19 protein-coding genes and 1 tRNA gene are annotated in these 24,026 nt (G+C 64.9%); 6 read left to right on the plus strand and 14 right to left on the minus strand.

Annotation, left to right across the window (positions count from 1 at the left end):
* Window positions 1-4: 4 nt before the first annotated feature.
* The 3 genes from dpdJ to dpdD are packed head-to-tail and all read left to right on the plus strand — an operon-like array spanning window position 5 to window position 7,039.
* Window positions 5-4,483 (plus strand): protein DpdJ, encoded by a 4,479-nt coding sequence (gene dpdJ / locus ABGB11_RS04765; protein ID WP_347629148.1) that lies wholly within the window; start codon window positions 5-7, stop codon window positions 4,481-4,483.
* A complete protein-coding gene (dpdK, locus tag ABGB11_RS04770) occupies window positions 4,480-5,007 on the plus strand; it encodes a phospholipase D-like domain-containing protein DpdK (RefSeq protein ID WP_347629150.1) in 528 nt (175 codons plus the stop codon). The genes dpdJ and dpdK overlap by 4 nt, the downstream gene beginning before the upstream one ends.
* Window positions 4,997-7,039 carry a protein DpdD gene (dpdD, locus tag ABGB11_RS04775; RefSeq protein WP_347629152.1) on the plus strand — a complete coding sequence of 681 codons (2,043 nt, stop codon included), beginning with the start codon at window positions 4,997-4,999 and terminating at the stop codon, window positions 7,037-7,039. Before dpdK ends, dpdD begins: the two co-directional genes overlap by 11 nt.
* Before the next feature lie 206 nt (window positions 7,040-7,245).
* Here the strand turns inward: dpdD and dbpB (ABGB11_RS04780) are convergent, their stop codons facing one another.
* The 11 genes from dbpB (ABGB11_RS04780) to ABGB11_RS04830 form a co-directional block, all read right to left on the minus strand.
* On the minus strand, window positions 7,246-8,358 hold the full coding sequence (gene dbpB / locus ABGB11_RS04780; RefSeq protein ID WP_347629154.1) for a DGQHR domain-containing protein DpdB: 1,113 nt from the start codon (window positions 8,356-8,358) through the stop codon (window positions 7,246-7,248).
* Window positions 8,355-9,617: a tRNA-guanine transglycosylase DpdA gene (gene dpdA, locus ABGB11_RS04785; protein WP_347629156.1), complete on the minus strand. Its 1,263-nt coding sequence runs from the start codon at window positions 9,615-9,617 to the stop codon at window positions 8,355-8,357. Before dpdA ends, dbpB (ABGB11_RS04780) begins: the two co-directional genes overlap by 4 nt.
* Complete coding sequence (gene dbpB, locus ABGB11_RS04790; protein ID WP_347629158.1) at window positions 9,614-10,762, minus strand: DGQHR domain-containing protein DpdB; 1,149 nt, start codon at window positions 10,760-10,762, stop codon at window positions 9,614-9,616. Before dbpB (ABGB11_RS04790) ends, dpdA begins: the two co-directional genes overlap by 4 nt.
* On the minus strand, window positions 10,762-11,742 hold the full coding sequence (locus ABGB11_RS04795; RefSeq protein ID WP_347629160.1) for a hypothetical protein: 981 nt from the start codon (window positions 11,740-11,742) through the stop codon (window positions 10,762-10,764). The genes dbpB (ABGB11_RS04790) and ABGB11_RS04795 overlap by 1 nt, the downstream gene beginning before the upstream one ends.
* A 3-nt stretch (window positions 11,743-11,745) precedes the next feature.
* Window positions 11,746-12,546 carry a GTP cyclohydrolase FolE2 gene (gene folE2 / locus ABGB11_RS04800; RefSeq protein ID WP_347629162.1) on the minus strand — a complete coding sequence of 267 codons (801 nt, stop codon included), beginning with the start codon at window positions 12,544-12,546 and terminating at the stop codon, window positions 11,746-11,748.
* The gene (gene queD, locus ABGB11_RS04805; protein ID WP_347629164.1) at window positions 12,543-12,899 is read right to left on the minus strand and encodes a 6-carboxytetrahydropterin synthase QueD; all 357 of its coding nucleotides are present in this window, start codon (window positions 12,897-12,899) and stop codon (window positions 12,543-12,545) included. The genes folE2 and queD overlap by 4 nt, the downstream gene beginning before the upstream one ends.
* Window positions 12,899-13,537 (minus strand): 7-carboxy-7-deazaguanine synthase, encoded by a 639-nt coding sequence (gene queE, locus ABGB11_RS04810; RefSeq protein ID WP_347629166.1) that lies wholly within the window; start codon window positions 13,535-13,537, stop codon window positions 12,899-12,901. The genes queD and queE overlap by 1 nt, the downstream gene beginning before the upstream one ends.
* An 8-nt stretch (window positions 13,538-13,545) precedes the next feature.
* The gene (gene queC / locus ABGB11_RS04815) at window positions 13,546-14,250 is read right to left on the minus strand and encodes a 7-cyano-7-deazaguanine synthase QueC (protein ID WP_240809590.1); all 705 of its coding nucleotides are present in this window, start codon (window positions 14,248-14,250) and stop codon (window positions 13,546-13,548) included.
* Between the two features lie 577 nt (window positions 14,251-14,827).
* A tRNA-Pro gene (locus ABGB11_RS04820) sits at window positions 14,828-14,901 on the minus strand.
* A 75-nt stretch (window positions 14,902-14,976) separates the two neighbouring features.
* Window positions 14,977-15,564: a class I SAM-dependent methyltransferase gene (locus tag ABGB11_RS04825; protein ID WP_347629169.1), complete on the minus strand. Its 588-nt coding sequence runs from the start codon at window positions 15,562-15,564 to the stop codon at window positions 14,977-14,979.
* A complete protein-coding gene (locus tag ABGB11_RS04830; protein WP_347629171.1) occupies window positions 15,561-16,460 on the minus strand; it encodes a metallophosphoesterase in 900 nt (299 codons plus the stop codon). The genes ABGB11_RS04825 and ABGB11_RS04830 overlap by 4 nt, the downstream gene beginning before the upstream one ends.
* Before the next feature lie 94 nt (window positions 16,461-16,554).
* Here ABGB11_RS04830 and ABGB11_RS04835 point away from each other — a divergent pair, with 94 nt between their 5' ends.
* A complete protein-coding gene (locus ABGB11_RS04835) occupies window positions 16,555-17,007 on the plus strand; it encodes a GatB/YqeY domain-containing protein (protein ID WP_347629173.1) in 453 nt (150 codons plus the stop codon).
* A 47-nt stretch (window positions 17,008-17,054) separates the two neighbouring features.
* Here ABGB11_RS04835 and ABGB11_RS04840 read toward each other — a convergent pair whose 3' ends face one another.
* Window positions 17,055-19,358, minus strand: coding sequence for a transglycosylase domain-containing protein (locus tag ABGB11_RS04840; protein WP_347629175.1), 2,304 nt, complete (start codon window positions 19,356-19,358; stop codon window positions 17,055-17,057).
* Window positions 19,359-19,684: 326 nt separating this feature from the next.
* On the opposite strand from ABGB11_RS04840, the gene ABGB11_RS04845 reads away from it, so the two are divergent.
* Both ABGB11_RS04845 and ABGB11_RS04850 read left to right on the plus strand, forming a co-directional pair.
* On the plus strand, window positions 19,685-19,996 hold the full coding sequence (locus ABGB11_RS04845; protein ID WP_347629177.1) for a WhiB family transcriptional regulator: 312 nt from the start codon (window positions 19,685-19,687) through the stop codon (window positions 19,994-19,996).
* 466 nt (window positions 19,997-20,462) lie between these two features.
* A complete protein-coding gene (locus tag ABGB11_RS04850) occupies window positions 20,463-20,714 on the plus strand; it encodes a hypothetical protein (RefSeq protein WP_347629179.1) in 252 nt (83 codons plus the stop codon).
* A gap of 455 nt (window positions 20,715-21,169) precedes the next feature.
* Here ABGB11_RS04850 and ABGB11_RS04855 read toward each other — a convergent pair whose 3' ends face one another.
* Window positions 21,170-22,327 carry an ArsA family ATPase gene (locus ABGB11_RS04855; RefSeq protein ID WP_347629181.1) on the minus strand — a complete coding sequence of 386 codons (1,158 nt, stop codon included), beginning with the start codon at window positions 22,325-22,327 and terminating at the stop codon, window positions 21,170-21,172.
* Window positions 22,328-22,799: 472 nt separating this feature from the next.
* Window positions 22,800-23,795 (minus strand): ArsA-related P-loop ATPase, encoded by a 996-nt coding sequence (locus ABGB11_RS04860; RefSeq protein WP_347629182.1) that lies wholly within the window; start codon window positions 23,793-23,795, stop codon window positions 22,800-22,802.
* Window positions 23,796-24,026 lie beyond the last annotated feature (231 nt).

Below are 24,026 nucleotides of genomic sequence, written 5' to 3' on the forward strand. Positions count from 1 at the left end.
ACCTGTGGCACCAACAACACCGCACCGCGCTATTCTGGGCAAGGCACTTAATGCCTTGGAGGAGCGGGAGTTGCCCCTTCTTGAGTGGGGCGTCACCGACGGTGCACTCTCGGAAGAAGAAGTTGCTGACGCTCTGTGGCCGGTACTAGATGACGAGGACGCGGCGTCCTTGTTCTCTGACGCCGACCAGTTGAAGGACGCGCTGATCAACCAGCAACTTCTCTTCTACGTTCCCTTCGGTGGAGCCGGACGATATCGGACGAGGTTTGCCGAGGGGGTTCGTCTGACTGCCTCTCTGCGGCAGATATTCGCCCCTTGGCCGGGGACGGCATTGCAGGCCGACTGGTGGGAGAAAGGCAGGCCTCTGGTCGCCGACTACCGCCTGCACGTGTCCGAACGCCGCTATCCGACGCGTAACATCTCAGCCGCACAGGCGATTGCCGAGATGGAAGCCACACCGGGATGGACTGAGAAGCATTCCACGGTGGCCGGCGTGCTGATCGGTTCATACGCACTCTCACGCTTCCAGGTCGACGCCACCAAGGCAGTCACCAGTTCCTTGGCTAACGGGGGTTCGCGTGGCGTCGTGGTCGGTGCCGGTACGGGTAGCGGCAAGACCCTCGCGTTCTACCTCCCCGCCTTCGCCGCAATGGCCAACCACAGGGGCTCGGGGGTACATACTCTCGCACTGTATCCGCGCATCGAACTGCTGCGCGACCAGTTGCGTGAAGCGATCAAGAACGCCCTTGAACTGCGGCGGCGAGGTCTGCCAAGTCCCCGAATCGGTGTGCTCTACGGGCGTACACCGTACCGAGGCAATGATGTAACACATGGAACCTATGAGTGGCCCGCCGCACAGGGAGGGGCCCGTGTCTGTCCCTATCTGACCTGTCCGACAGGGGACGGCGGCGCCATGCTCTGGTCCGACAACGACAGGGTTCGCAACGTGGAGACGTTGCGGTGCTCGGTGTGTCAGAGGGAGATACCTCGCGACGTCATGGCTCTCACCCGAGAGTCGATCAAGAAGATTCCGCCCAAGCTGCTTTTCACCACAACGGAGATGCTCAACCGTAACAGTGCTGGGTCGAAGTTGAGCAAGACTCTCGGCTGGACGGGGTACGGTCCCCGCGTCGTCCTGCTTGACGAGGTGCACACATACTCCGATTCCACAGGTGCCCAAACAGCCCTGCTGCTGCGCCGTTGGCGTCACGCACGCCGTGGCCCCGTCGCCTTTGTCGGGCTCAGCGCCACCCTGCGCCAGGCCGACCGCTTCATGGCGGAACTCGTCGGACTACCCGCGGAAAGCGTCACACTCATTGAGCCACACAGCAGGGACATGGAATCGGAGGGCCGCGAGTATCACCTCGCGCTGCGCGGTGATCCTTTGTCGGGCACGAGCCTTCTGTCCACCACGATCCAGACGGCGATGCTCCACGGACGTCTGCTCGACAGGAATCGTCCAGCAGGAACGACGTTGCACGGCACCAAGGGATTCCTCTTTACCGACGACCTAGACGTCACCAACCGCCTGTATGACGACTTGCGAGACGCGGAGGGTGGGCAGTACGGGAAGAGTCGTAGAAAGCAGGGCGCCGCGGTTCTTGCGGCTCTGCGTTCCATGGACCTGCCGGCGGAAGAGGAGCGTTTCCTCGCGGGCCAGTCCTGGAACCTCCCGGAGTTGATCGGGCACAACCTCAGTTCTGATCTGAGCCAGCGTCCTTTGACGATCGGCAGGACCACCTCCCAGGATGCAGGCGTCGACGGGGACGCCGACCTCGTCGTCGCGACGGCCTCTCTCGAAGTCGGTTTTAACGATCCCGACGTCGGGCTGATAGTCCAGCACAAGGCACCTCGCGATCCAGCTTCCTTCCTGCAGCGCCGGGGCCGTGCCGGCCGTGAGAGGGGCACGCGCCCGCTCACGATCGTCGCACTGTCCGACTTCGGGCGAGACCGGCTGGCCTACCAGGCCTACGTGTCTCTCTTTGCTCCCGAGGTAACTCCCCGGACCCTGCCCGTGCACAACCGCCACATCATCAAGATCCAAGGTGCTCAAGCCTTCATTGATTGGCTCGGCAGCCGACTGCGTAACCGGCGGCTCTGGGTTAGTGCCCGAACGCTGGCTACAGGGGACACGTGCCCCGACTATGACGATGAGCAGTTGCCCGACGCCCGCAGCGCGATCATTGGGGACCTGGAGAGACTCCTCGAGGGGGACGAGACTCTCCTTCGTGCACTGGCCGAACATCTACGAGGAGCGCTGCGCCTGAGCCCCGACGAAGTGCAGGCCTTGTTGTGGGAGCAGCCCCGGTCCTTGCTGTTGGCAGTCGCTCCGACCCTCTTGCGGCGTCTTAGCGTCGGCAAATCGCCAATCCATCAGGATCCTGGCACGGACGACCGGCGGGCTTTTCTCCCAGAGTTCGTCACGACTTCCCTCTTTGCTCCGCTGAATCTTCCGGAGGTGAGCTTTGCGCTTCCCTTCGCCACGTCCGACGACGAGGAGAAACTCCCCGTTGGCCGGGCACTGCGTGAAGCTGTGCCTGGCCGTGTCAGCCGCCGCTTCGGCTATCGAGATGATCGCCACCGTACCTGGCTCGATGTTCCCACCGGGGTCGATGATGCAGTGATCGATTTGAGTGAGATTCTCGACGCGGCGGACCGGCAGGGCCGTTGGGACACCGGCCGCGCGGATGTGAAGACGGTCGAGGTCACTCGCCCGCGCCGCATCAATCTTGCACAGCCAGACAAGGTGATTGCGACTTCCTCGCAAGGAAACCCCTTGTGGGCAACCCAATTCATGGACAACCCTGCGGGTGCTCCGGTTGCAGCGGACGTACCCAAGGTGCCTGAGTGGCGTGATCGGGTTTTGTCAGTCGGGTTCGCTACTCACGCTTCAGGCAACCCCATCGAAGTGCGCCGCATGACCTATGGTGCTGTGGCTGAAATGATCACGGGCAGGCCCGCTAAGCGGCACAAGGTAAAAGTCAGCTACGCCCTCGAAGGAATGAGAGCGGCCATGGGCTTTACCTCATCCGTCGACGCTGTCCGGATTCAGGTCAATACCCTGGAGACCTCTGAGCCGGGCGTGGTGGAGCATCTGAACTCTCCCCAGTGGCGTTCGAAGGCCTTTATGAACACCGTCCTGGAGGACCAGCGGATCGCCGATGCAACTAACTCGTTCCAGCGCGGATGGTTGTCATTGGTTTACCTCTCCGCATTCGCACTCGAGGGACTGGAGGGCACCAAGCCTGAGACGATTCACGCGCGACTGGCGCAGGGCGCATGGCGGGCTAGCATCCCGAAGGTCATCCCGCTGCTGTATAGGCAGGACCCCTCCGCCTCGCCTACGGACGCCGGCAGTCCTAGCGACCGCGTCATCAGCAATCTGCAGGAACTCAGCAAGAACCCCGATGTCGTAGCTGTACTGGACGACGCTGGCTCACTGCTGTTCGGCGAGAACCTTCAGGACCGTACGGCTGGCCTCGCACGTCGTGCCTACAGGGACACCTTGGCCGCCGCGATCCTTGAGGCGGTGACCCGCGCCTGTCCCGACGCACGCGAACAGGACCTGATACTCGACGTGGTGCCGGGTTCCGGATCAACGCCAGATCACATCTGGATCAGCGAGACGTCCGAGGGCGGGCTCGGAGTGGTCGAGAAGTTGGCGGAGACCTACGGGCGCGATCCTGCCCGCTTCTGGAGCCTGGTGAGCGCGGCTCTGCGTCCCAACAGTTTTGAGCAGACCGACACCCGGCTCACGAATCTGCTCCGTCATGTGGTGGAGGCCGCACCGGACGGCGAGTTGGCGCAGGCGATGAGCGAGATGCGGGCTGCGACGTCGGCTCAGGACAGCCGGGATGCACTCCAGCGCATACGTTCGGCCTGGAACGAACTGGATGGTGCGCCGCGGCACGGTGATGTCGCCTCCCTCGCGATGCGCCTGCTTCGCCGCGGCTCCGACAGCCTGACCGATGCGACGGCCCTTGCCCTGGTGCAGGCTTGGGATCAGTTGGAAGAAACAACCGGGATCGAGGTCGACTCCCGGGTCATTGCCTACGCTGTGGGCGCGTCCAAAATCCAGTTGCCTCGCAAGATCAGCCCGGACCAGGCCTTCAGCATCCTGTGGCCCCGGGGAGACCAGGCACGGAACTACCACCTGGACTCCTACCAGCCATACCGTGCGGTAGACAACCCGCAGATCTTGGACCGGCTACTAGCAGCCGCCGTGCACACGCAAGCATGGCCGCGCCTGGATGTCACATCGCCTGACTGGCAGACCAGGTATGCCCAGGCGCTCTCGTTGCATCCTGCAGTCGAAGTGGTCGTTCCCTTGGACCGGCCCGATCTGCTCCGCCGTGTGCTGCTGAACATCCCCGCCCTGCGTGTGGACCGCGGAGATCTCAAACTGTTCGGGGAGGTGGCCCAGGTGTACAGGGACAGCCGTGACGTCGTCGTGAAGGCCATCATCAAGGAGGCTGAGCAGTGACTGTCCCGGCTCGTACACTCCGCACCAATGCCCGCAGCGCCCTGCGTGCGGACTCACTAATTCGGACAGCACTGCTGGCTCAATTGTCGGCGCCCGGTGGGGAAGTTTGGCTGGTGTCTGCATGGGTCAGCGATGTGGACCTGGTCGATAACGCTGATGGCGCCTTCGACTACCTTCTGGGTGAAGATGCCCCACTGCAGTGCAGGCTCTCCGAGTTGCTGCTGATGTTGGCGAAGAGTGGCACCGCTGTGCGCGTGGTTACACAGGGCGCACCTGCGAACGCGCCCTTCCTGGAACGCCTCACCTTGGGCCGTGACGAGAGTACGGACCTGGAGGTGTTTCTGGATCAGGTGGTTCACGAGAAGACCCTGGTGGGCCCGGAGTGGATGTTCGAGGGCTCCATGAATTTCACGCGCAACGGCCTTGCCAGAAACAAAGAAAAGATCACCTACTCGTTGGATGATCCGGCCGCGGCGCAGGCAATAGTGGACTATCGGCATGAATGGACGGCACGTGGCGTCTGAGGAAGAAGTGGCGGAACGGGCGGGCGGTACGCAGGAGTTCGTGGATCACTTTCTTCATACGGATCGCAACGACGCTGGCAAATACCCGAGCGGCATCGCGCTCCTTCGGGAGGCCGCCATCAATTACCGTAAGTCGCCGATGGTATTGCCATGGCTGAATGAGAGGACTCAGCGCATGGCCTACTATGTGATCCCTCGTCGGCGCGAACACTTGAGTTCTGTACGTGACCTCCTAGTTGCGTTTGTTGGGCCCTCATTTGCGAAATACGGCTACGACACACCCGCCGCGCTCGACAGGCCGCACGAGACTGCGATCCTTGAGCGCTATGGGGCAGGAAGCACCTTCGTCGTCCAGGCGACCACCGACACCGTTGAGAGGAAGCGCCTGCGGACTGCTCTGGAACGCATGGTGAAGATGGTGGAGCGGAGTCCCGCGCGGTCATGGTCCCCACCCAAGCCTTTGGGGCGTCTTCTGGCGGATTTCGAGGCAGCCCTCCTCAGCGGTGCACCACAGACCGCCAAGGCTCTTCTTCAGCAGCTCGACCGCCAGGGCGGCCTCTCGCCGACCAATGTCAAACATCTGGAGATCAGACTTCTAACTGCCCAGGGAAGAGCAAACGAGGTCCTGGCACTGCGCGGGCTGCGCGAAGTGCTGCTTCAGGACCCGCCGGTTCCGGTGAAGGATATGGTGCTATCGGCTCTCTACACGGCGTACGTTGAACCTGCGCTTGCTGAAGGTGACCTGTTTTGTGCCGTAGACGCACTGCAGGCGCCCGACAGCCAATTCTCGTTGCTGGCTGATGGAGACCTACTGGCTCTCAGCGAGCAGGCCGTCACGGTATTGCTCGTCGGCATGCACGGACGAGGCGATGGGGCAGAACTAGCCCGAAGTATCGCGCTGCTCGACGCCGAGGGCCGCGGGGATATCGTTCCTGAGGCGCTGGCCTCGTATCGCCACCAGTCGGTGCACGCAGACACCGTGACAGCGGAGTTGGCTGAACTCGAGTCGGTAGTCACAACGGAGCCCGAGCCCGAAGAGACGACGGGCGAGCTACCGCTCAACACATGGGCAGACATAGTCAAGGCGGTCGCTCAGGGCGACAAGACTGCCTTCGAACTTTGTCGCGGAATGGACGTCCGCCGAAGCGACATCTCGATCCAGTTGGAGGCGGTGTCTGACACGGAAATGGCAGACGTCTTCGCTGACCTCACCGATCCCGAGTACGAAGCCGTGTGGCAGTATGCACTCGGGCCCTTCCTGCAGGAAATCACCCGCTCAGAGACCTTCTATCCGCAGGCGCTGACCACGGTAATGCGAAGCATCGTGAACCAGCGCTGCGACCCTGCGAACCTCGCTGTCCTCGACCTGCTTCTGGAACTGTTTCTCCGTACCGCCCCGAACACTCAGGAGTACACCGAGTTCCTGGAACAAATGAGCATCGGATTCGACCAGTGGGTGGCACCGGAGACTGCCGGACAAGCCCTCGACTTTGTCGACCGACTGGCGGCTTTCGCTTCCCCTGCGCCAGAGGTCCGTTCTCAGACGGCCCAGATGCTGCTAGCTCCTCTGCGCGCCCACGCGCGGCGCCTCGATGAGGCATACCTCTGCACTGCCCATTCCCTCAGTGATGAACTCGGCCTGAGCTTGGAATGGCCAGAGCGGACCTCATCGGAAAGCGCCGACGATAAGCCCATTGTAGGGGCGGCGCAGATCCTCATTTATGGCTTGGACGAAGGTGTACTTCAGCGCGTCCAGAAGCGCATTATCCAACGGTTCCCCCAGGTCGAGGTAGTGCTCTCGGCAGAGAAGGTCGCATCTCGGCGCCTCAAAGAGGCGGCACGCAATTCAGACTTCAGTCTAATGATCACACAGTGCGCCGCACATGCGGCGACCCACTGCATTGGACAGTATGCCAAGAAAGTCGTGTATCCCCGAGGTGCAGGTTCTGCATCCGTAACTCACGCAGCCATCAGTGCTCTGGACGACTTGGCAATCCGGCAGCAGAACCTTTCTTCGCGGCGACGGCGCTAAGGCCCAGCGCAGCCCTGGTGAATTCACAGTGAATCCGAAATCGCGCCCAGTTAAGGATTGCTCAAGTATGGGTGTTTCGCATTCTAAGTCATAGGAAAACCCTGCGAATGCTCTTCTGCTGCTATCGCTGCTCCAGCAACCCTGCGAAAACTTCCATCTCCTGCCATTTTGCGAAACCGCCGCACGTTGAAGCGCTCAATAAAGGATCAGAAGAGCGGGGCCTGGTCGACCATGACGAGGAGGCCCTTGGTCAGCCACTTCACGTCGTTGGGGGTGTTCTGCAGGCCGTTCCACTTTCGCTCATCGTCCCTGCCGAAGTGCCAGCTTCCCTCGGTCCAGGCCGCTACGACCTTGATGTTCCTTAGCTTCTCGAGGATGTGGTGACGGTCGAGCTCTTCGGCCGGCTCGTCCTCGGTGAGCTTGTCCATCACGTAACCCATGGCTTGGATGCCGACGCCGTGAGTTAGCCGCGACGTGCGGGGCGGCTTGCTCCAAGCGTCCGGGAAGACGTCCCTGACCAGGCCCCAGAACGTGTTGAGGTGGAGCAGCATGCGTTCGACGTCTCCGCCGCCTTGCTCGTCGCGGTACTGGTAGAGCGCCCCCTCGTACATGCTGTTCTCGATCATCTTCAGGACGCTGTTGTCCTTGATGTAGCCGTCCGGCGAGGTGGGGGTCGCGATCGCCTTGTAGAACGGGCCGGCGCCGGTCCCGTTGAGACGGGTCATGAGCACCGCTGGCAACTGGCGGCGGGCGTATGCCGGCGGCAGGTGGCCTCTGGTGTTGGGGAGCAGTTCGTGGATCAGGCCCTTGGGCAGGGGCTTGGTGTTGTTGACCAGGATGAACTGGGCTCGCTGCTCAGCCTCGTTGTCGGCGATGAAGCCTACGGCCGCGACGGGAAATGTGTCGATCTCTGCTTCCCTGATGGCAGCACTGCGCTGCTGGCCGTCCACCAGCCAAGCGGGTTTCTGGTCCTCGGGAAGGTCCTCGTCCACGGGTATGACGAGTTCTCCGGGCACCGAGTAGCCCTCCCCTGTCTCAGGGGTTGTCCCGGCCTCGAACTTCACCCTGCTGTCGAATGCCAGCACGATCGCGTTCGGCAACATCGCCGAGGGTGACTCAAGATAGCGCTTGATCGCTCTGATGTGGTTGGCTACCTCCGGGCGCTGGTAGCCGTGGAGTTCCTCCTGGTCATCACGTCGGATTCGAGACACAGCCGCGAACTCATGCAGGCGCTTGCCGTCAACCGCGAAGCAGTAGATGCGGCGATCACCCTGCCGGACCTCCAGCGCCGGAAGACGAAGCGTGTGCTGGTCGGTCATTGGTTCTCCTGACTAGGCGCACGGCCGATGTGCTGAATCTTAGCGGCGAAGACCGCAAGGTTGTGGAAGCCGCGGCTCTTGTTCCGTTCCGTGCCTCGGAATACGGCTATCTCAATGCCAAGCTTGCTGCACAGTCCACAGTTGCATGTCTTCCATGGTTTCTCTTGAAGAAGGATCTCATACTTGGGGATACGAGACTTCTTGGCGCCCTTCTTAGGATCCAGCTTGTCGCCTTCAACCAGTTGCTCATAGTCGCGGAGGGCGTTCAGTACCTTCTCTAGGGAGGCTCTAGCGCCACCTTCGTCGTAGGCTCGCAGTAGGCGAAGTGTCTCGCGCTCGAGGCGCTTGGCTTCGGCTTGTGATACCTCGCCAGCTAGCACCTTTCGCTTCAGGGACGGGTTTCCGTCGACCTGAGGCACCCGGATTGCCATGTACGCGCCATCAGCGGTGTGGTAGTTGTTCTTGTCGTCCATGAACGACTGGCGAAACGGCGATGTGCTGTCGAAACTGGTTACCCCGAGAGTGGCGAACTTTTCGATGGTACCGACCCGAGTGATCCCCAACAGATGCAACTCTGCGTTCTGCCGTACCTTATCTATCTCGTAGAGACAGTCCAAGATGTCGTCGGTCCGCAAGGGCACCATTCCTCCGAGTGCTATGCGCCGGTAGCCCATCTCTTCGAGTTGGTGGACGCTGTCAGCGTAGCTGGCGGGGCTCCACCCCTGGGCAGCGCCCACCGGAACGATGGGATGCTTTCGCTTCTCCACCTCATCGAGAAAATCGCGCGCGTACTTAAGTGTGATCCTGCGGCGTTCAGCCCACTTTGGTGCGACGGTGGATTCTGTGGCGTGCCGGTCGTAGTGAAAGATCACATGGTCAACGCTAACGCCTTCATCAAATCCGCAGCGTTCATAGAAATCCACGACATCGGGCACGCTGTACGGCGGCTCGATTTCGTCAATATAGTTGAAGGCGCCACAATCGCCCAGCGTGGTGACGCCATCCGGCAGCCTGAAGTATTTCTGTACGCCCAGCCTATGAAGCCGTTCCCGCTGCGGCATCGTGTACTTCCCGGATCCCCTCACCGAGCCGTCCACGATAGCTTTGCTGACCAGGATCCCGTGGTAAGGGCGCTTCGCCAGGACCTCATGCGCATAGCGGTCGTCGCGCTGCCGTACACGGTACGGAGAATATTCCTCATTGCGGAAGTCGAAGGTCGGGCTGACCTGGTCTTGGCTATCTGGGAAGAAAAACCTCAAAGGAGTTCCCTGCGTGCGCTCTGGTACAGACGGATCAGGTAGTTGGAAAGCTCTTGGACATGCTTCCCCACATTCTCAATCTCGTTCCAGCGATGCCCAAGGCCCTCCCAGGTCCCAGTAGTCCAGTGACAGTGCGGAGCGATGAGTTCGAGGTGTTGGCGAATCTGCTCGTATGCATCATCGCGTTGAGGGTCAATAGTACCGAGGATGCGATCCATTAGGCGACCCATTGCCTTGATTCCAGCACCATGCATCAATCGGCTTTTTTCCGGTGGTTTGCCCCATGCTTCGGGGAAAGTGTCCCGGACTGCCGTCCAGTAGATGATCAAAGCCTGAATGATTCCGTCGTAATCCGTTTCGCCGCGACCGATGTCGCGATACGGAAACAGGCAGCCGGAAGGGGAGGTGAGGCTTTCTTGGATCATGTCAACGACGCCAGTGTCGGTAACTACCGCACCTGGCTGGCGGCTTCCGGCACTCGAGGCTCGTTTGATCATCCCGTAAAAGGGAGATTTTTTGTCGGTGTTCAGCACATCGCACAGGCTCGATGGAGCCTTACGTACCGCCAGGCGGGCCGGTAGGGGGCTGTCCACTTCGGGTAGCAATTCGGTGACCAAGCCGCGAGGAAGTGGGCGCGTATTATTGATGCGCACAAACTGATCGCGCTGCAAACTCACTGTATCGGCGACAAACGCCGTAACTGGGACAGGCAAGTCTCTGCGTTTAGCTCGCGCCAAGGCCAACGCGCGTTGCTGTCCATCGACGATCCAGGCGGGCTTCGGCTTGCCCTCCCTCGGCAGGGGAAGGAACAACCGGCCAGTGTCGGAGGCGCCATCATCTGGGAGCCGGTTGCCGCCGCGGGTGGCTTTGAAACGAACGTCAGGCGAGAGCGCCATGATGATCGGGTTAGGGAAGATCGGCAGCGGGCTGTCCAGATACTCGACGATCTCCTGGATGTGCTTGCGCACCTGGGGGCGCTGATAGCCGATCAGCTTGCCTGCCTCATCGCGGCTCACGCGGGAGATGTCGGCGAACTCGAGGACCTGCTCGGCCTTCAACATGAAGATGTAGAGCGGGTAGTCCTTGACCTGGATGATCCGAAGGGCTCGCACCTCGATGGAAGGCTCGCTTCTGGGCATGGACATCAGGACCAGTCCTTGAGCGCGTCTTCCTGCATGATCTTCTGGAACAGCCCCTTGAAGCGGGCCTGTTCGCAAGACCGCCCAGAACTGCGTAGGCAGCGCAGCAGTTTGGTCGCAGAGACGGGCCCTGCTTCCTCTGCCATGGCTGCGCGAATGAAAGCGAACACCTCATCGTCGCTAAGCCTGGCACCCGGAGCCCGGGAGATTACTGGGGGAGCCGACTCCCTCAGTTCCTTCATCAGGGCGGCCAGCGTCGGCCGCGTGAACGGCTTTTGCTGCTTTCTGGCCATCTCCAGTACGTGGCGGGCAGCCCGTGCATGCAAGGAGAGCAGGCTCCCACCTACTGCGGGCTGGACCGCCGCAGAGACAGGGACGATGAAGTTCTCCAGGCCCGGGTAGCGGTGGCCCGGCCCGATGATGACGAAGTTGTCCGGATCGACTAGCTTCTCGGCCGCCCGCTGAAGATCGCGGGCGCACGGCCTCAGATAGGCGTCCGACATGACGGCAATGACGGCAGCGTCAGGGTTGCTGGCGGCGAGGTCGGTGAACGTCCGAGGAGCACCGGGGGCAGGGCCGGTCCACTCGGCCAAGGCTCCCCACCACCTGCGGGCATCGTCGGTTGTGGAGGCGACAGAGTCCTTCTGTCCGAAGGCGAAGGTGGCCGCATATGCGGCGATGGACGCGTCCTCCGGCATCAGCCCGTATCCGGCGGAGCAAACCCACATCGAAGCAGAGGGGCCAACCACTGCTCCAAGTTGTTTCGCTACCTGCCAATACTCGCCGGCGTACAGGTCGGCTGCGCGGGTGGTCGCTGCTCCGGCGGCGAGGCGGCGGATCCAGTCGTGGCAACGCGCTTGTGTGTCCTGGTTCTGAGGAAGTTCGCGTGCCCGGAGCGTGGAGGAAAGCGAGCCTCGCTTGCGGTTAGCGCAGGTGACGACCAGGTGGACAGACCGTTCGCCTGGAGTGCTCGTGTTGTCGCCCATCGCCTATGCTTCGCCGGCTCGGCGGGTCCAGGACACCGCTGCGTAGGCGGCATGGTTGTGGATGCTCTCGTCGTTGAGCGCCCGAATCCGGTACGCGGCGATGGTGTCCAGCGTCCTCAAAACCTGGGCGACGTTGCGGACCATGTCCTCGACGAAGACAGGATGGTCATAGGCCGCCATGGTCACGTGGCGCTCGTCCGGCCTCTTGAGGACGGCGTAGACGGGCGAGGACGCCGCCTTCTCCGCGATGTCGATCAGGTCGTCAAACCAGAGACCGCCTTGTGAATCGGTCGGCTCAACCACGATCGTGATGTGGCCACGCTGGTTGTGAGCGCCCCGATCACTGATGGCCTTGCTGCATGGGCAGACACTGGTCACAGGTACCGTGACGGCCATCGTGACCCGGCTTTCCTCGGGGGCGCTGACGGCGGCCAGTGAGCAAGCATAGTCAACAAAGCCGCGCGCCCCGGTCACTGGGGCAGACCGCTCAAGGAAGTAGGGGAAGTCGAGGCTGACACGCGCTGTGGGACTGGACATACGTTGCCGCAGGTCCTCGGCGAGGGTGGCGATGCTGCTGAGGCTGAGTTGCTCACGAGCCTCGTGCAGCACCTCAATGAAGCGGCTGAGATGCGCTCCTTTGACTTCTGGGCCGAGGCTGACCGACATGGCGGCGGTGCCGACGGTCTCACGCTTGGCGCCCTGGCCGTCGGCGACCAGGACGGGATAACGAAGCCCTTCCACGCCGACCTCGTCAAGCGGGACACCACGCGAGTCCGGCGTGGCCTGAACGTCCTGCAGAATCACTCTTCCCCCCGGTAGACGCAGCCGGAAGTGCAGGTTTCACGCACCATGACGGCCGAGAGCGGCAACTTGTCGACCAGCCTGTCCCAAATCCACTTAGCAAGCACCTCACTGGTCGGGTTCTCCAGCCCCGGCACCTCGTTAAGGTAGTAGTGGTCGAGTCGTGCGACCAGTGGCTTGGCGGCGGCCTTGATCTCCGCGAAGTCCATCAGCCACCCCATGGCCGGGTCGACTTCGCCGCTTACGTGCACCTCGAAGCGGTAGCTGTGGCCATGCAGTCGAGCGCACTTGTGGCCGTCGGGCACGTTCGGCAGCCGGTGGGCAGCCTCGAACGTGAACTCGCGGAAGATGTCCATCAACGGATTCCCAGGGTCTTGTGGGTCTGGACGCTCAACTGCCACTGCGGATTGGCGAGGCAGTAGTCGATCGCCGCCTGTGTGTTGGCGACGAGGTCAGGACCGTCCATCGGCTGCAGGAGCAGCCGGTCGAAAGCAAGGTGTTCAAAGCGTTCGGGCTCGGCCCCGACCTGGGGATAGACCAGCTTCAGATCATTTCCCGAGGTCAGCACGATCTCGGTGCCGGCTTTGGGGCTGACACAGATCCAGTCGAGACCCTCCGGGGCGGGGCGTGTTCCGTTGGTCTCGATTGCGACCTCGAACCCTTCGGTGTGCAGGGCGTCCACAGCCTCGCGGTCCAACTGCAGGAGTGGCTCGCCGCCTGTGCAGACCACATAAGGACGACTGCGCGGGTGTGCGCGTCCCTGCCAGGTCTTGGCGACGGCAGCTGCGAGATCGACGGCTGTCTGGAACCGGCCGCCGCCTGGGCCGTCGGTTCCGACGAAGTCAGTGTCACAGAACTGGCATATCGCCCGATGGCGGTCCTTCTCGCGGCCGGTCCACAGATTGCAGCTGGTAAATCGGCAGAACACGGAAGGACGCCCCGCGTGGCTCCCTTCGCCCTGAAGCGTGTAGAAGATCTCTTTGACTCGGTACATAGGGCCCGTCAAGCCTTCGCTGACGTGAAGGAGGGGTCCGCAAGGCCGAGTTCGGCGAAGCCCCGGCTGCGAAGGAGGCACGAGTCGCACGTCTCGCAGGCGCGGCCGTCGACGGGGTCGTAGCAGCTGTGCGTCCAGCCGTAGTCCACGCCGAGGGACAGACCTCGCTCGATGGTCTGAGCTTTGGTCAGATCGATCAGTGGGGTGTGGATCTTGAGCTTCTGAGTGCCTTCGACGCCGGCCTTGGTGGCGAGGTTCGCCATGCGTTCGTACGCCTCGATGTACTCCGGTCGGCAGTCGGGGTAGCCGCTGTAGTCCATGGCGTTGACACCGATGAACACATCCGATGAGCCCAGGGTCTCGGCCCAGGCGAGCGCGAACGACAGGAAGACGGTGTTACGCGCAGGCACGTAAGTGATCGGGATCTCCTCGCCCAACTCGTCCGCATTGGCGTGGTGAGGGACATCCAGGGATTCATCAGTGAGTGCCGAGCCACCGAAGACGGCAAGATTGATGTCAGCGATCACGTGGTCGGTAGCGCCCAGTTCGCGAGCCACCTTCTTCGCTGCGTCGAGCTCCTCGGTGTGCCGCTGTCCATACCGGAAGCTGAGGGCGTATGTCTCGTATCCCTCATCCCGGGCGATCGCCAGCACGGTGGTCGAATCGAGGCCACCACTCAGCAGGACCACTGCCCTGCGCTTGTCCGTGCTCACCTGTCGCTCCCCCATCCTGCGCACTGCGCGGAAACTGCAGCCTCATAGCTAACCGGTCGAGTGTAGTTACGTGCGCGGGACGGCCGCAATTCGCCATGCGCTTGAGGTCTCGCATGTCTCTTACGTACGAAGTCCCGTCGCTGACCGCTGTAGGCGAGTCGGGATGTAGCGACGCGGCGACCCTCTGAAACTGCATCGATGGCTGTGGTGAGCCGAGAGCACTTAATGCAACGGTGCGAGTGCAGATGAGGGGCGCAAGCCGGCGATCAGCATCCCAGGCTGATGGGGCCGAGGTGATGCGGGGCCCTCGGCAGGCCGGACTCGACTGCAACCTCAGCGTTCAGGAGTCTGCTGAGCAAGTCCCGAACGGTGGAGGGATGCCTGGGTGAGTGGGGGCAGACGACAGGCGGAGGGGCTGAGGATATGAACCTGCGGTGGGTGGAGGGGGTCCGGTCGGTGCTGGTGCGGGGCGGACGGTGTCCGTGGGTGGCGGCGGGGTTCGCGGACGAATGACGGACAAAAGATCTTGAGGCCGGTCTCCTTAGGGGAGAACCGGCCTCTGACCTGGCGGTTTCTGTCGGGGTGGCGGGATTTGAACCCACGACCTCTTCGTCCCGAACGAAGCGCGCTGCCAAGCTGCGCTACACCCCGGTGGTGGCTGCCCGGGAGTCGTACGTTCTCCCGGCGCCTAGTCCACCTTAGCGGATGCCGAGGGGTGCTGCGTCCCTATTTACGGGCTGTGAAGCCGGTCACCGCGCCGGAGTGGGTGAGCTCTACCGAGGTCAGGCCGGCGGTGGTCAGCCAGGTGCGGAGGTCGGTGGCTGTGCCTGGGTTGCCGAAGGTGCCTTGGCGTTGGAGGACGCGTATGAGGCGGTCGCGGCCGGCGCCTTGGACGATGGTTGTGCCGCGGAGCCAGCCGCCTGGGCGTAGGACGCGGGCCAGTTCGCGTACTGCGGCCCCGGGGTCTGGGAGGCAGTGGAGGCCGTTGTAGGTGAGGCAGGCGTCGAAGGTCTGGTCGGCGAAGGGGAGGGCGTAGATGTCGGCCTGGAGGAGGGTCGTTGTCTTGCGGCGGGCTCGGGTGAGCATTGTGCGGGAGAGGTCGGCGGCCACGTGGTGGGGGTTGCTGTTGACCGCTATGCCGTCGCCGCAGGGGATGTCGAGGGTGAGGGCGGACGGGTCCTGGGCGGCGATGGACGCGTGGAGGTGGTCGATGTCGTAGTTCCAGAGGACGCGGGCTCCGACGCGGGAGAGGACGCGGTTCTGGACGGCGAAGTCGTACCAGAAGGCGGTGAAGGAGGCGGTCTTCCAGCTCACCGGCGGGGGACGAGGGTGAGGAGGGACGCTTCGGGCGGGCAGCAGAAGCGCATGGGGGCCTTCGGGGACGTGCCGAGGCCGGCGGAGACGTGCAGCCAGGAGCCGCGGTGCTGGTGGAGGCCCTTCACGCGGGGGCGGTCGATGCCGCAGTTGGTGGCGAGGGCGCCGTAGAAGGGGACGCAGACCTGGCCGCCGTGGGTGTGGCCGGCGAGGAGGAGGTCGTAGCCGTCGGCGGTGAAGCGGTCGAGGTTGCGGGGTTCGGGGGAGTGCATGACGCCGATGTGGACGTCGGCCTGCGGGTCGACCGGGCCGGCGACCTTGTCGTAGCGGTCGCGGTTGATGTGGGAGTCGTCGATGCCGCCGAACTCGACGTCGAGCTCGCCGACCTTGAGGCGTCCGATGCGGTTGTTGAGGTCGAGCCAGCCGGCGGCCTGGAGGGACGAGCCGAGTTCGCGGTAGGGCAGGTCGGGTTCGCGGCGGCGGCGGTCGTAGTCGGACTGGCTCGTCCGCCAGATGTAGCGGAGCGGGTTCTTCAGCACCGGTGAGTACAGGTCGTTCGACCCGTAGACGAAGACTCCGGGACGGTCGAGGAGGGGGCCGAGGGCGTCCAGGAAGGGGCCGATCGCGTCGCGGTGCGAGAGGGAGTCGCCGGTGTTGACGACCAGGTCGGGTTCGAGCGCGTCCAGGGAGCGGACCCAGTGGATCAGGCGCGAGCGGCCGGGGGTGAGGTGCGCGTCGGAGAGGTGCAGGATCTTCACCGGCGGACGGCCGGGCGCCAGCACGGGCACGTCGAAACGGCGGAGCCGGAACCAGTTCCGCTCGATGAGCGAGGCGTACCCGAAGGTCGCGGCTCCCACCCCCAGGAGTCCCAGGGGCGCGGCGTAGATCTTTCGCACGGCTCTCCCTTCTCAGGGTTCCATGTTTTCAGACATGGGCACCGCGCGGTAATCCTGATGAGGCAGAAGGTGCCGGACGGGCATGATGTTGGGCATGACCTTGAAGGAGAAGCTGGAGACCGACCTCGCGTCCGCGATGAAGGCGCGTGACGACGTGCGCACGCGGACTTTGCGGATGGCCCTTACCGCGGTGAAGAACGAGGAGGTCGCCGGCAAGCAGTCGCGCGAGCTGTCGGACGACGACGTCGTCAAGGTGCTCACCCGGGAGGCGAAGAAGCGCCGCGAGGCCTCGGCGGCGTTCGGTGACGCGGGGCGGGAGGACCAGGCGCAGGCGGAGCGGGACGAGGGCGCGGTGCTGGAGGAGTACCTTCCCGCGCAGCTGTCGGACGAGGAGCTGACCGCGCTGGTGGCGGACGCGATCGCTGGGACGGGCGCGTCCGGTCCGCGCGCGATGGGTCAGGTCATGAAGGCGGTGAACCCGAAGGTGGCCGGACGTGCCGAGGGCGGTCGCGTCGCCGCCGAGGTCAGGCGCCAGCTCGCGGAATGAGGAAGGGCCCGGCATGATCGCCGGGCCCTTGCGTCTCAGTCAGGGGGTTACTGCCCGTTCCCTCTGCCGCGTCCGTCGCCCTTCTTGCCGCTGCTCACGTACAGGATGACGGTGCTGCCGGGCGGGACCTCGGTGCCGGCGTCCGGGGACGTGGCCACGACCGTCCCGCGCGGCTGGTCGGACCGGACGGACCCGGGCGCGACCTTGACCTTCAGGTCGGCCCCCCTGAGTTTGGCGGTGGCGGCGGCGATCGTGTCGCCCTTCACCTGCGGGACGCGGGTGGTGTCGCCGAAGTCGCGGGACGGGGTGCGGAAGCCGGGCGCGGGCTCGCCGGAGAGGGCGCTCCGCATGGACTGCTGCCAGATTCCGCCGGGGATGTCAGCCCCGTAGACGCCGTAGACCTTGTACTGCCAGGGGCCGCGGAAGTCCCAGTAGGCGGTGGCGGCGGCGAGGTTCGGGGTGAATCCGGCGAACACGGCGCAGGTGAACTCTTCACAGGTTCCGGTCTTGCCGGCGGCGGGGCGGCCGATGCCGCGTCCGGCCGCGGTGCCCTTGGTGAGGACGCCCTGGAGGATCGAGTTGACCTTGTCGGCGACGTCCTCGTCCAGGGCCTGGTGGCAGTCCTGCTTGGGCAGCTTCAGCTTCTTGCCCTCGGGGTCGACGACCTCGGTGACGGAGATCGGTGCGCAGTACTTGCCGCGGGCGGCGAAGCCGGCGTAGGCGGCGGCGAGGTGCACCATGTCGATGTCGTTGACGCCGAGGACCTGGGACGCGATCGGCAGGAGCGGGTTGCCGTTGCCCTGCTTCATCCCGAATTTCTCGGCCATCTTGACGGCGTTGCAGACGCCGACGCGCTTCTCCAGGTGGGCGTAGAACGTGTTGACCGAGTGCCAGGTGCCGGTCTTGAGGTTGAAGTTGCCCTTCTCGCTGTCGCCGGCGTTGGACAGCGTCCAGGTGCCGCCGCCGATCATGGCGTTCTTGACCTTCTTGCCCTGGTACATCCCGGTGTAGCGGCACGGCTGGAAGCCGCCGATCGTGGTCGTCTGCGGCGAGTTGATCGTGGTGCTGACCGGGATGCCCTGGTCGAGCGCGGCGGCCAGCGTGAAGATCTTGAACGTCGAGCCCGCGGACACGCCGTTGCCGCCGCCGTGGTGGGAGTCGGCGGGCAGGTTGATCGTCGTCCGGCCCTTGCCGGGGCCGAACCGCTTGCTGAGCCCGATCGCCTTGATCTTGCCGGTGCCGGGCTCGACCATCGCCTCGGCGCCGACGCGGTTGCCGCCGGGGGCGACGGTGCTGCGCAGCGTCTTGTCGACGGCGCGCTGGTCGTCCATGTCGAGGGTGGTGCGGATCGTGTAGCCGCCCCGGTTGAGCTCGTTGACGACGGCCTGCTGCTGCTTCGGCTCGAGTTCCCAGTACTTGCCGTCCGACAGGATGTTGAGCATGTCGTACTTCACGTACTCGCAGAAGTACGGCGCCTTGCTGGACTGGCAGCCGCCGACCGGGTCGGTGCGGTTCAGCTCGATCGGCTTGGCGGCTTCCTCGTCCGCCTGGGCCTTGCTGATGTGCCCGAGCTGGGCCATCCGGTTGAGGACGATGTCGCGCCGGTGCCGCGCGTCCTGCGGGTTGCGGATCGGGTCGAACGCGGCGGGGTTCTGCGTGATGCCGGCGAGCAGGGCGGCCTGTCCGAGGTTGAGCTTGCTGGCGGGGACGCTGAAGTAGCGCTTGGCCGCCGCCTGGACCCCGTACGCGCCGGCGCCGAAGTAGGCGATGTTCAGGTAGCCCTCAAGGATCTGGTCCTTGGTCATGCGCTGCTCGATGTCGAGGGCGTAGCGCAGTTCACGGAGCTTGCGCCCGACGGTGGGGGCCGTGGCCTCGCGGTACTCCTCCTGCGTCCGGGCGCTGTCGACGAGGAGGTTCTTGACGTACTGCTGGGTGAGCGTGGACCCGCCCTGCGTCTGCTCGGACTCGACGTTGGACGCGAGGGCGCGGATGGTGCCCTTGAGGTCGAGCGCGCCGTGCTCGTAGAACCGCGAGTCCTCGATGTCGATGATCGCCTTGCGCATGATCGGGTTGACCTGGTCGAGCCGGACGGACTCGCGGTACTTGTCGAAGAACGTGGCGACCTGCTTGCCGCTCGCGTCGTACATCACCGTCTTCTCGGACGGTGGTGTCGTCTTGAGCTCGCCCTCCATGTCCTCGAAGTTGTTGGCGGCGTCGCGGGCCGTCAGCCCGGCACTGCCGACCGTCGGCAGCGCGATGAGCGCGACGATGAGCCCTGCCACCACCCCAGCCCCGAGCAGCCTGAACAGCGTGGACGCAGCCTTGACCCGATCCGTTTTCGCAACGCGCACGAGGTATAGGGTACGCGGGACGAGCAGTGCATTAGGGACAGGTCCGCCACCGCCCCCGCTTTCCGGGCCGCACGATCAGGACGTTCGTCCGGTATGCCCTCATGATGACAACCTGCGTCGTGTCTGGCGCGTCAACTACAGGTAACTAGTCCGTTCCGGCGGTATGGCCCCGGTGGGCTATATCGAGAATGGGCCCATCGGGGGCTGTTGAAACGTCCCTCGCTTCCGTAAGTTCTTCCCCACGGCTTTCGTTTGGCGGCCTGACGTCCGCGCCCGTCCGGCCAAGGAGCGCAAATCGACACAGACCCTAGGGGAGTGGGGCCAAGATGTGGATCACGGATTGGACCGCCCGCGCCGCCTGCCGTAACGCGGATCCGGATGCCCTGTTCGTGCAGGGAGCGGCGCAGAACCGGGCCAAGCTCATCTGCCGCGGCTGCCCAGTGCGCACGGAGTGTCTCGCTGACGCCCTCGACAACCGGATCGAGTTCGGTGTCTGGGGCGGCATGACCGAGCGTGAACGCCGTGCTCTGCTACGGCGGCGGCCGGATGTGCGATCGTGGCGCGACCTGCTGGAGACCGCGAAGGACGAGTACGAGCGGTCGGTCGAGGTCGACGAGGAAGAACTCGTCGCCAGCTGACCTCGGCGGGCCCCAGCGGCCCGTCCGGCAGGGGTTCAAGGACCGGGAAGGTCCAATAGAAGCGTGACCGCGGGCCTGTACCGTCCTCCAACCGGTACAGGCCCGTCGCCACGCCTCAGGCCAGGCCGAGTATCTCGATCTGGACGAGTGCAGTGCGCTTGACGCGCGATGTCGCGTGCCAGATGCCTAGCCCGCTCGCGATCGCTCCACCACGCTGCCGCCCACCGCGGGCACACTACGGCCCACGACCGAAACGGTGACCGCCGTACCCTGCTGTGGGGAAAACTGCCGCCTGTTGCGACGCATCACGGCTAAGCCCCGCCACCGCGGCCTCCCGCGCTGCGGCCGACGCCACTATGACCAGGCATGGTGAGCGGCTGAGCCTAGTAATAGCGCGACCTCGTTCGGGCCGAGCACGCCGTCAACGTCCACGACTATGTCCCGGAGCGGTGGCGAGGAACGTGCCGTGCTCGCAGCCGTGGATCTCCACGCACCGCGGGACTTGGCGGTTTCGGCGGTTGATCGGCTCGAACGCGCCGCTTCCGCCAGGGCTTCATGCCGCTCAACGCGCGAGCTCGATCAGGTTGCTGCGGAGGCAAAGCCGCAGGTGGTGGTCTTTCCGAGTGCGTTGTGTCGCTATCGCCTCGATCGGCTTGCGGTGAATGCACAGGGTGGCGCGAAGGTAGATACCGCAAGTGTTCGTGTTGCGGTCATCTGATCAGCTTCTGGCTACACCGAGTCACCGCCAACGGTGGAGTACGCACCGTTCACAATAGGCTGGGCTGCGCAGATCGCCTCCACCTGTACGTGGTCGTCAGGGTCGCCTCGTCCCCGCTCGGCGGGGTTGGGCGATCGCGCCGGGCAGGGGTCATTGGTCGTGATCCAATGCCTCACCTGCCGCGCCGGATGGCGAGGTCGTGGGGCGGGGCGGAGGTGGCGATCTTCCGCCTCGTCATGGCCACCCGCGAACCGACCAGTACCGCCTCCCCGACCCGCGCGGCTCCGCTGGGTGTGTCCTGCAAGGCGCCCGGGTTGTAGGCGCCGGTCGCTTCACCTGGCCTACTAGTCGGTGCGCCGCAGGGATCGCCCGACGTTGCATGCCAAGGCTGTGAGACGCCGCGGAGGGCAGCTGGGCGCGTCCAGCCGGGGAAGGAGGGGTGCTTGTGGTCGGGGTCAGGCTGCCGGTGCGGATGAGGTGGGGGCCGCCAGGTCTTCGCCGACCTGGCGCAGGCCGGCCAGGTCGTGGACGTCCTCCGCCTGGGCGGGGACGGCCGTGACAGGGACGGTCGGGTGCGTGGACGCGAAGTGGTCGCGGAGTCGCTCCTCGCGGGCGGAAAGCTGCATGCGGTCGGTGTGGAGGCGGAGCAGCGCGGCGGTCAGCTTGTGCTCGCCGCGTTCCTCCAGCGTCTCGGCGGCGGCCTGGCTTCGGGCGGCCGACAAGGTGTCGGCGGCGGACTCGTGGACGCGGTTGACGACGAGCCCGGCGAGCGGCATGCGTTCCTCGGCGAGACGCTCGACGAAGTAGGACGCCTCGCGGAGGGCGTCCGGCTCGGGCGCGGCGACGACGAGGAACGCGGTGCCGGGGGTCTGCAGCAGCTTGAACGTCTTCTCGGCGCGCTCGCGGAACCCGCCGAACATCGTGTCGAAGGCGGCGACGAAGGTCTGCACGTCCCGCAGCAGCTGGACGCCGAGGACCTTGTTGATGACGCCGGTGAACATGCCGAACCCGGCGCTGATCACCTTGACGCCGAAGCGCCCGCCGGTCTTGGCCGGCGCAGCGAGGATCTTCATGAAGCGGCCGTCGAGGAAGCGGCCCATCCGCTCGGGCGCGTCCAGGAAGTCCAGCGCGTTGCGGGACGGCGGGGTGTCGACGACGATCAGGTCCCAGGCGCCGGACCGGTGCAGCTGCCCGAGCTTCTCCATCGCCATGTACTCCTGCGTCCCGGACAGGCTGGACGACAGCGACTGGTAGAAGGGGTTGGCGAGGATCTGCTTCGCGCGGTCCGGGTCTGCGTGCGCCTCGACGATCTCGTCGAACGTCCGCTTCATGTCGAGCATCATGGCGTGCAGCTCGCCGTCGCCATCGACCTCGATCTTGCGCGGGTTGTTGTCGAGCTCCGACAGGCCCATCGACTGGGCGAGCCGGCGCGCCGGGTCCACGGTGAGGACGACCACGTCCCGTCCCCGCTCGGCGGCGCGCACCCCGAGCGCGGCGGCCGTGGTGGTCTTCCCGACGCCCCCGGAACCGCAGCACACGATGATCTTCGTGCGGGGGTCGTCGAGCAGCCCGTCGACGTCCAGTGCCGGAGGGGTCTTGCTGATCGGGCTCATCGGTTCACCTCTGCCGTCCGTGCCCTGGCTCGGAAGGGCCCTTCCCCAACGCCACCACGCCCACGCGCCGCTTGCTCGTCATCGCCGTCACGGTGCCGGAACGCGTCAAACCTGCGCGCCTGGCGAACGCTCACGTCCGGCCGGAGCCCGCGCCCATCATCCAGCGCGACCCACGAAACACCTGGCGGCACCGCCCCAGCATCGTCCAACGCCACCCACGAAACCCCACCAGGCGATACAGCAGACGCAATCCCGCCGCCTACCCGATCGGGCACGGCTACGCCGCCGAGGGTGGTTGCATCGCGCCGTTTGGGGCGGGGTGCGATCTGCGGTGCCGAACTGGGCGCGGTTGTGGCGTGCCGTGGCTGGTCGGGTGTGGAGGTGTTGGGCTGCGTGGCGCCGGGCACGGGTGCGACGTCCTCGATCGGATCGGAGCGCGGCTGGGCGGGGGTGCTGGGAATGGGGTGGGGGGTCATGCGGCGCCCTGGGCGCGGAGGGCGGCGGCCAGGTCGTAGAGGCCGGCGAGGTCCATGCCGTCCGAGAGGAGGGGGAGGGTGTAGCGGGGGCGGTCGATCGACTCCAGGCGTTCCTTCTCGCGGCGCTGCAGGGCCGTGCGGCGGGCGTGGTCGGTGGCCTCGGCGGCGAGGACGGCGCCGATCGACTCGGCGTCGTGCTCCAGGCCGGCGGCCTTCACGCCGCGGATGATCTCGTCGGTGTCGAGCGTGCCGGCGGCGGCAGCGGCGAGGTCGTCCTCGGTCAGGACGGGCTGGTGCTCCATGTTGACGATCACACCGCCGACCGGGAGGCCGACCTCGGTGAGGGCGTGGATGCCGTCCATCGTTTCCTGGACGGGCATCTCTTCCAGGAGCGTGACGAAGTGCACCGCGGTCTCGGGGCTGCGGACGACCTTCATCACGGTGTCGGCGTGGTTCCGGACAGGGCCGACCTTGGCGAGGCCGGACACCTCATCGTTGACGTTCAGGAACTTGGTGATGCGGCCGGTGGGCGGGGCGTCCATCACGACGGCGTCGTAGATGAAGGAGCCGTCCTTCTTCTTGCGGCGTACCGACTCGGAGGTCTTGCCGGTGAGGATCACGTCGCGGAGGCCGGGGGCGATGGTGGTGACGAAGTCGACGATGCCGAGCTTGGTCATCGCCTTTCCGGCACGCTTGAGGTTGTAGAACATCTCGAGGTACTCGATGAGCGCCTCTTCGGTGTCGATGGCCAGCGCGTAGACGTCCCCGCCGTCCGGGGCGACGGCGACGCGGCGCTCCTCGTACGGGAGCGGCGGGCAGTCGAAGAGCTGGGCGATGCCCTGGCGCCCCTCGACCTCGACGAGCAGGACCTTGCGGCCTCCGGCGGCCAGAGCAAGGGCGAGGGCGGCCGCGACGGTCGTCTTGCCCGTGCCGCCCTTCCCGGTGACCACATGGAGGCGTACGCCGTCCCAGTCGGTGTCTCTCGCACTCACCCGATCGACCATATCGTTCGCCCGTCAAACACTTGAGAGGGCGGAGGCCCTCGTGCAAGTGATCCCTGACACGATGCCGTCCGGGTCGACCCGCCCGGACGTTGTCATCCGGCCTGCCCGCGCGGTTAGCTGGGAAACGTGAACCGTTGCTCCCGGCGGTTCCGCCTGGATCGTACGGGTCCAGAAGCCTGCCGGGATTCCGGGGGTGCGCTCCCGGTGCCCGGCCGACCA

The sequence above is a fragment of the Actinomadura sp. B10D3 genome, from assembly GCF_039871695.1.
GTDB lineage: Bacteria > Actinomycetota > Actinomycetes > Streptosporangiales > Streptosporangiaceae > Spirillospora > Spirillospora madurae.

Coding starts and splice junctions, on each gene's coding strand:
- dbpB (WP_347629154.1), bottom strand. CDS start 8,358: ATGACCGACCAGCACACGCTTCGTCTTCCGGCGCTGGAGGTCCGGCAG.
- ABGB11_RS04855 (WP_347629181.1), bottom strand. CDS start 22,327: ATGAGCCCGATCAGCAAGACCCCTCCGGCACTGGACGTCGACGGGCTG.
- ABGB11_RS04845 (WP_347629177.1), top strand. CDS start 19,685: ATGTGGATCACGGATTGGACCGCCCGCGCCGCCTGCCGTAACGCGGAT.
- dbpB (WP_347629158.1), bottom strand. CDS start 10,762: ATGTCCATGCCCAGAAGCGAGCCTTCCATCGAGGTGCGAGCCCTTCGG.
- queE (WP_347629166.1), bottom strand. CDS start 13,537: ATGTACCGAGTCAAAGAGATCTTCTACACGCTTCAGGGCGAAGGGAGC.
- ABGB11_RS04795 (WP_347629160.1), bottom strand. CDS start 11,742: ATGGGCGACAACACGAGCACTCCAGGCGAACGGTCTGTCCACCTGGTC.
- ABGB11_RS04835 (WP_347629173.1), top strand. CDS start 16,555: ATGACCTTGAAGGAGAAGCTGGAGACCGACCTCGCGTCCGCGATGAAG.
- queD (WP_347629164.1), bottom strand. CDS start 12,899: ATGGACATCTTCCGCGAGTTCACGTTCGAGGCTGCCCACCGGCTGCCG.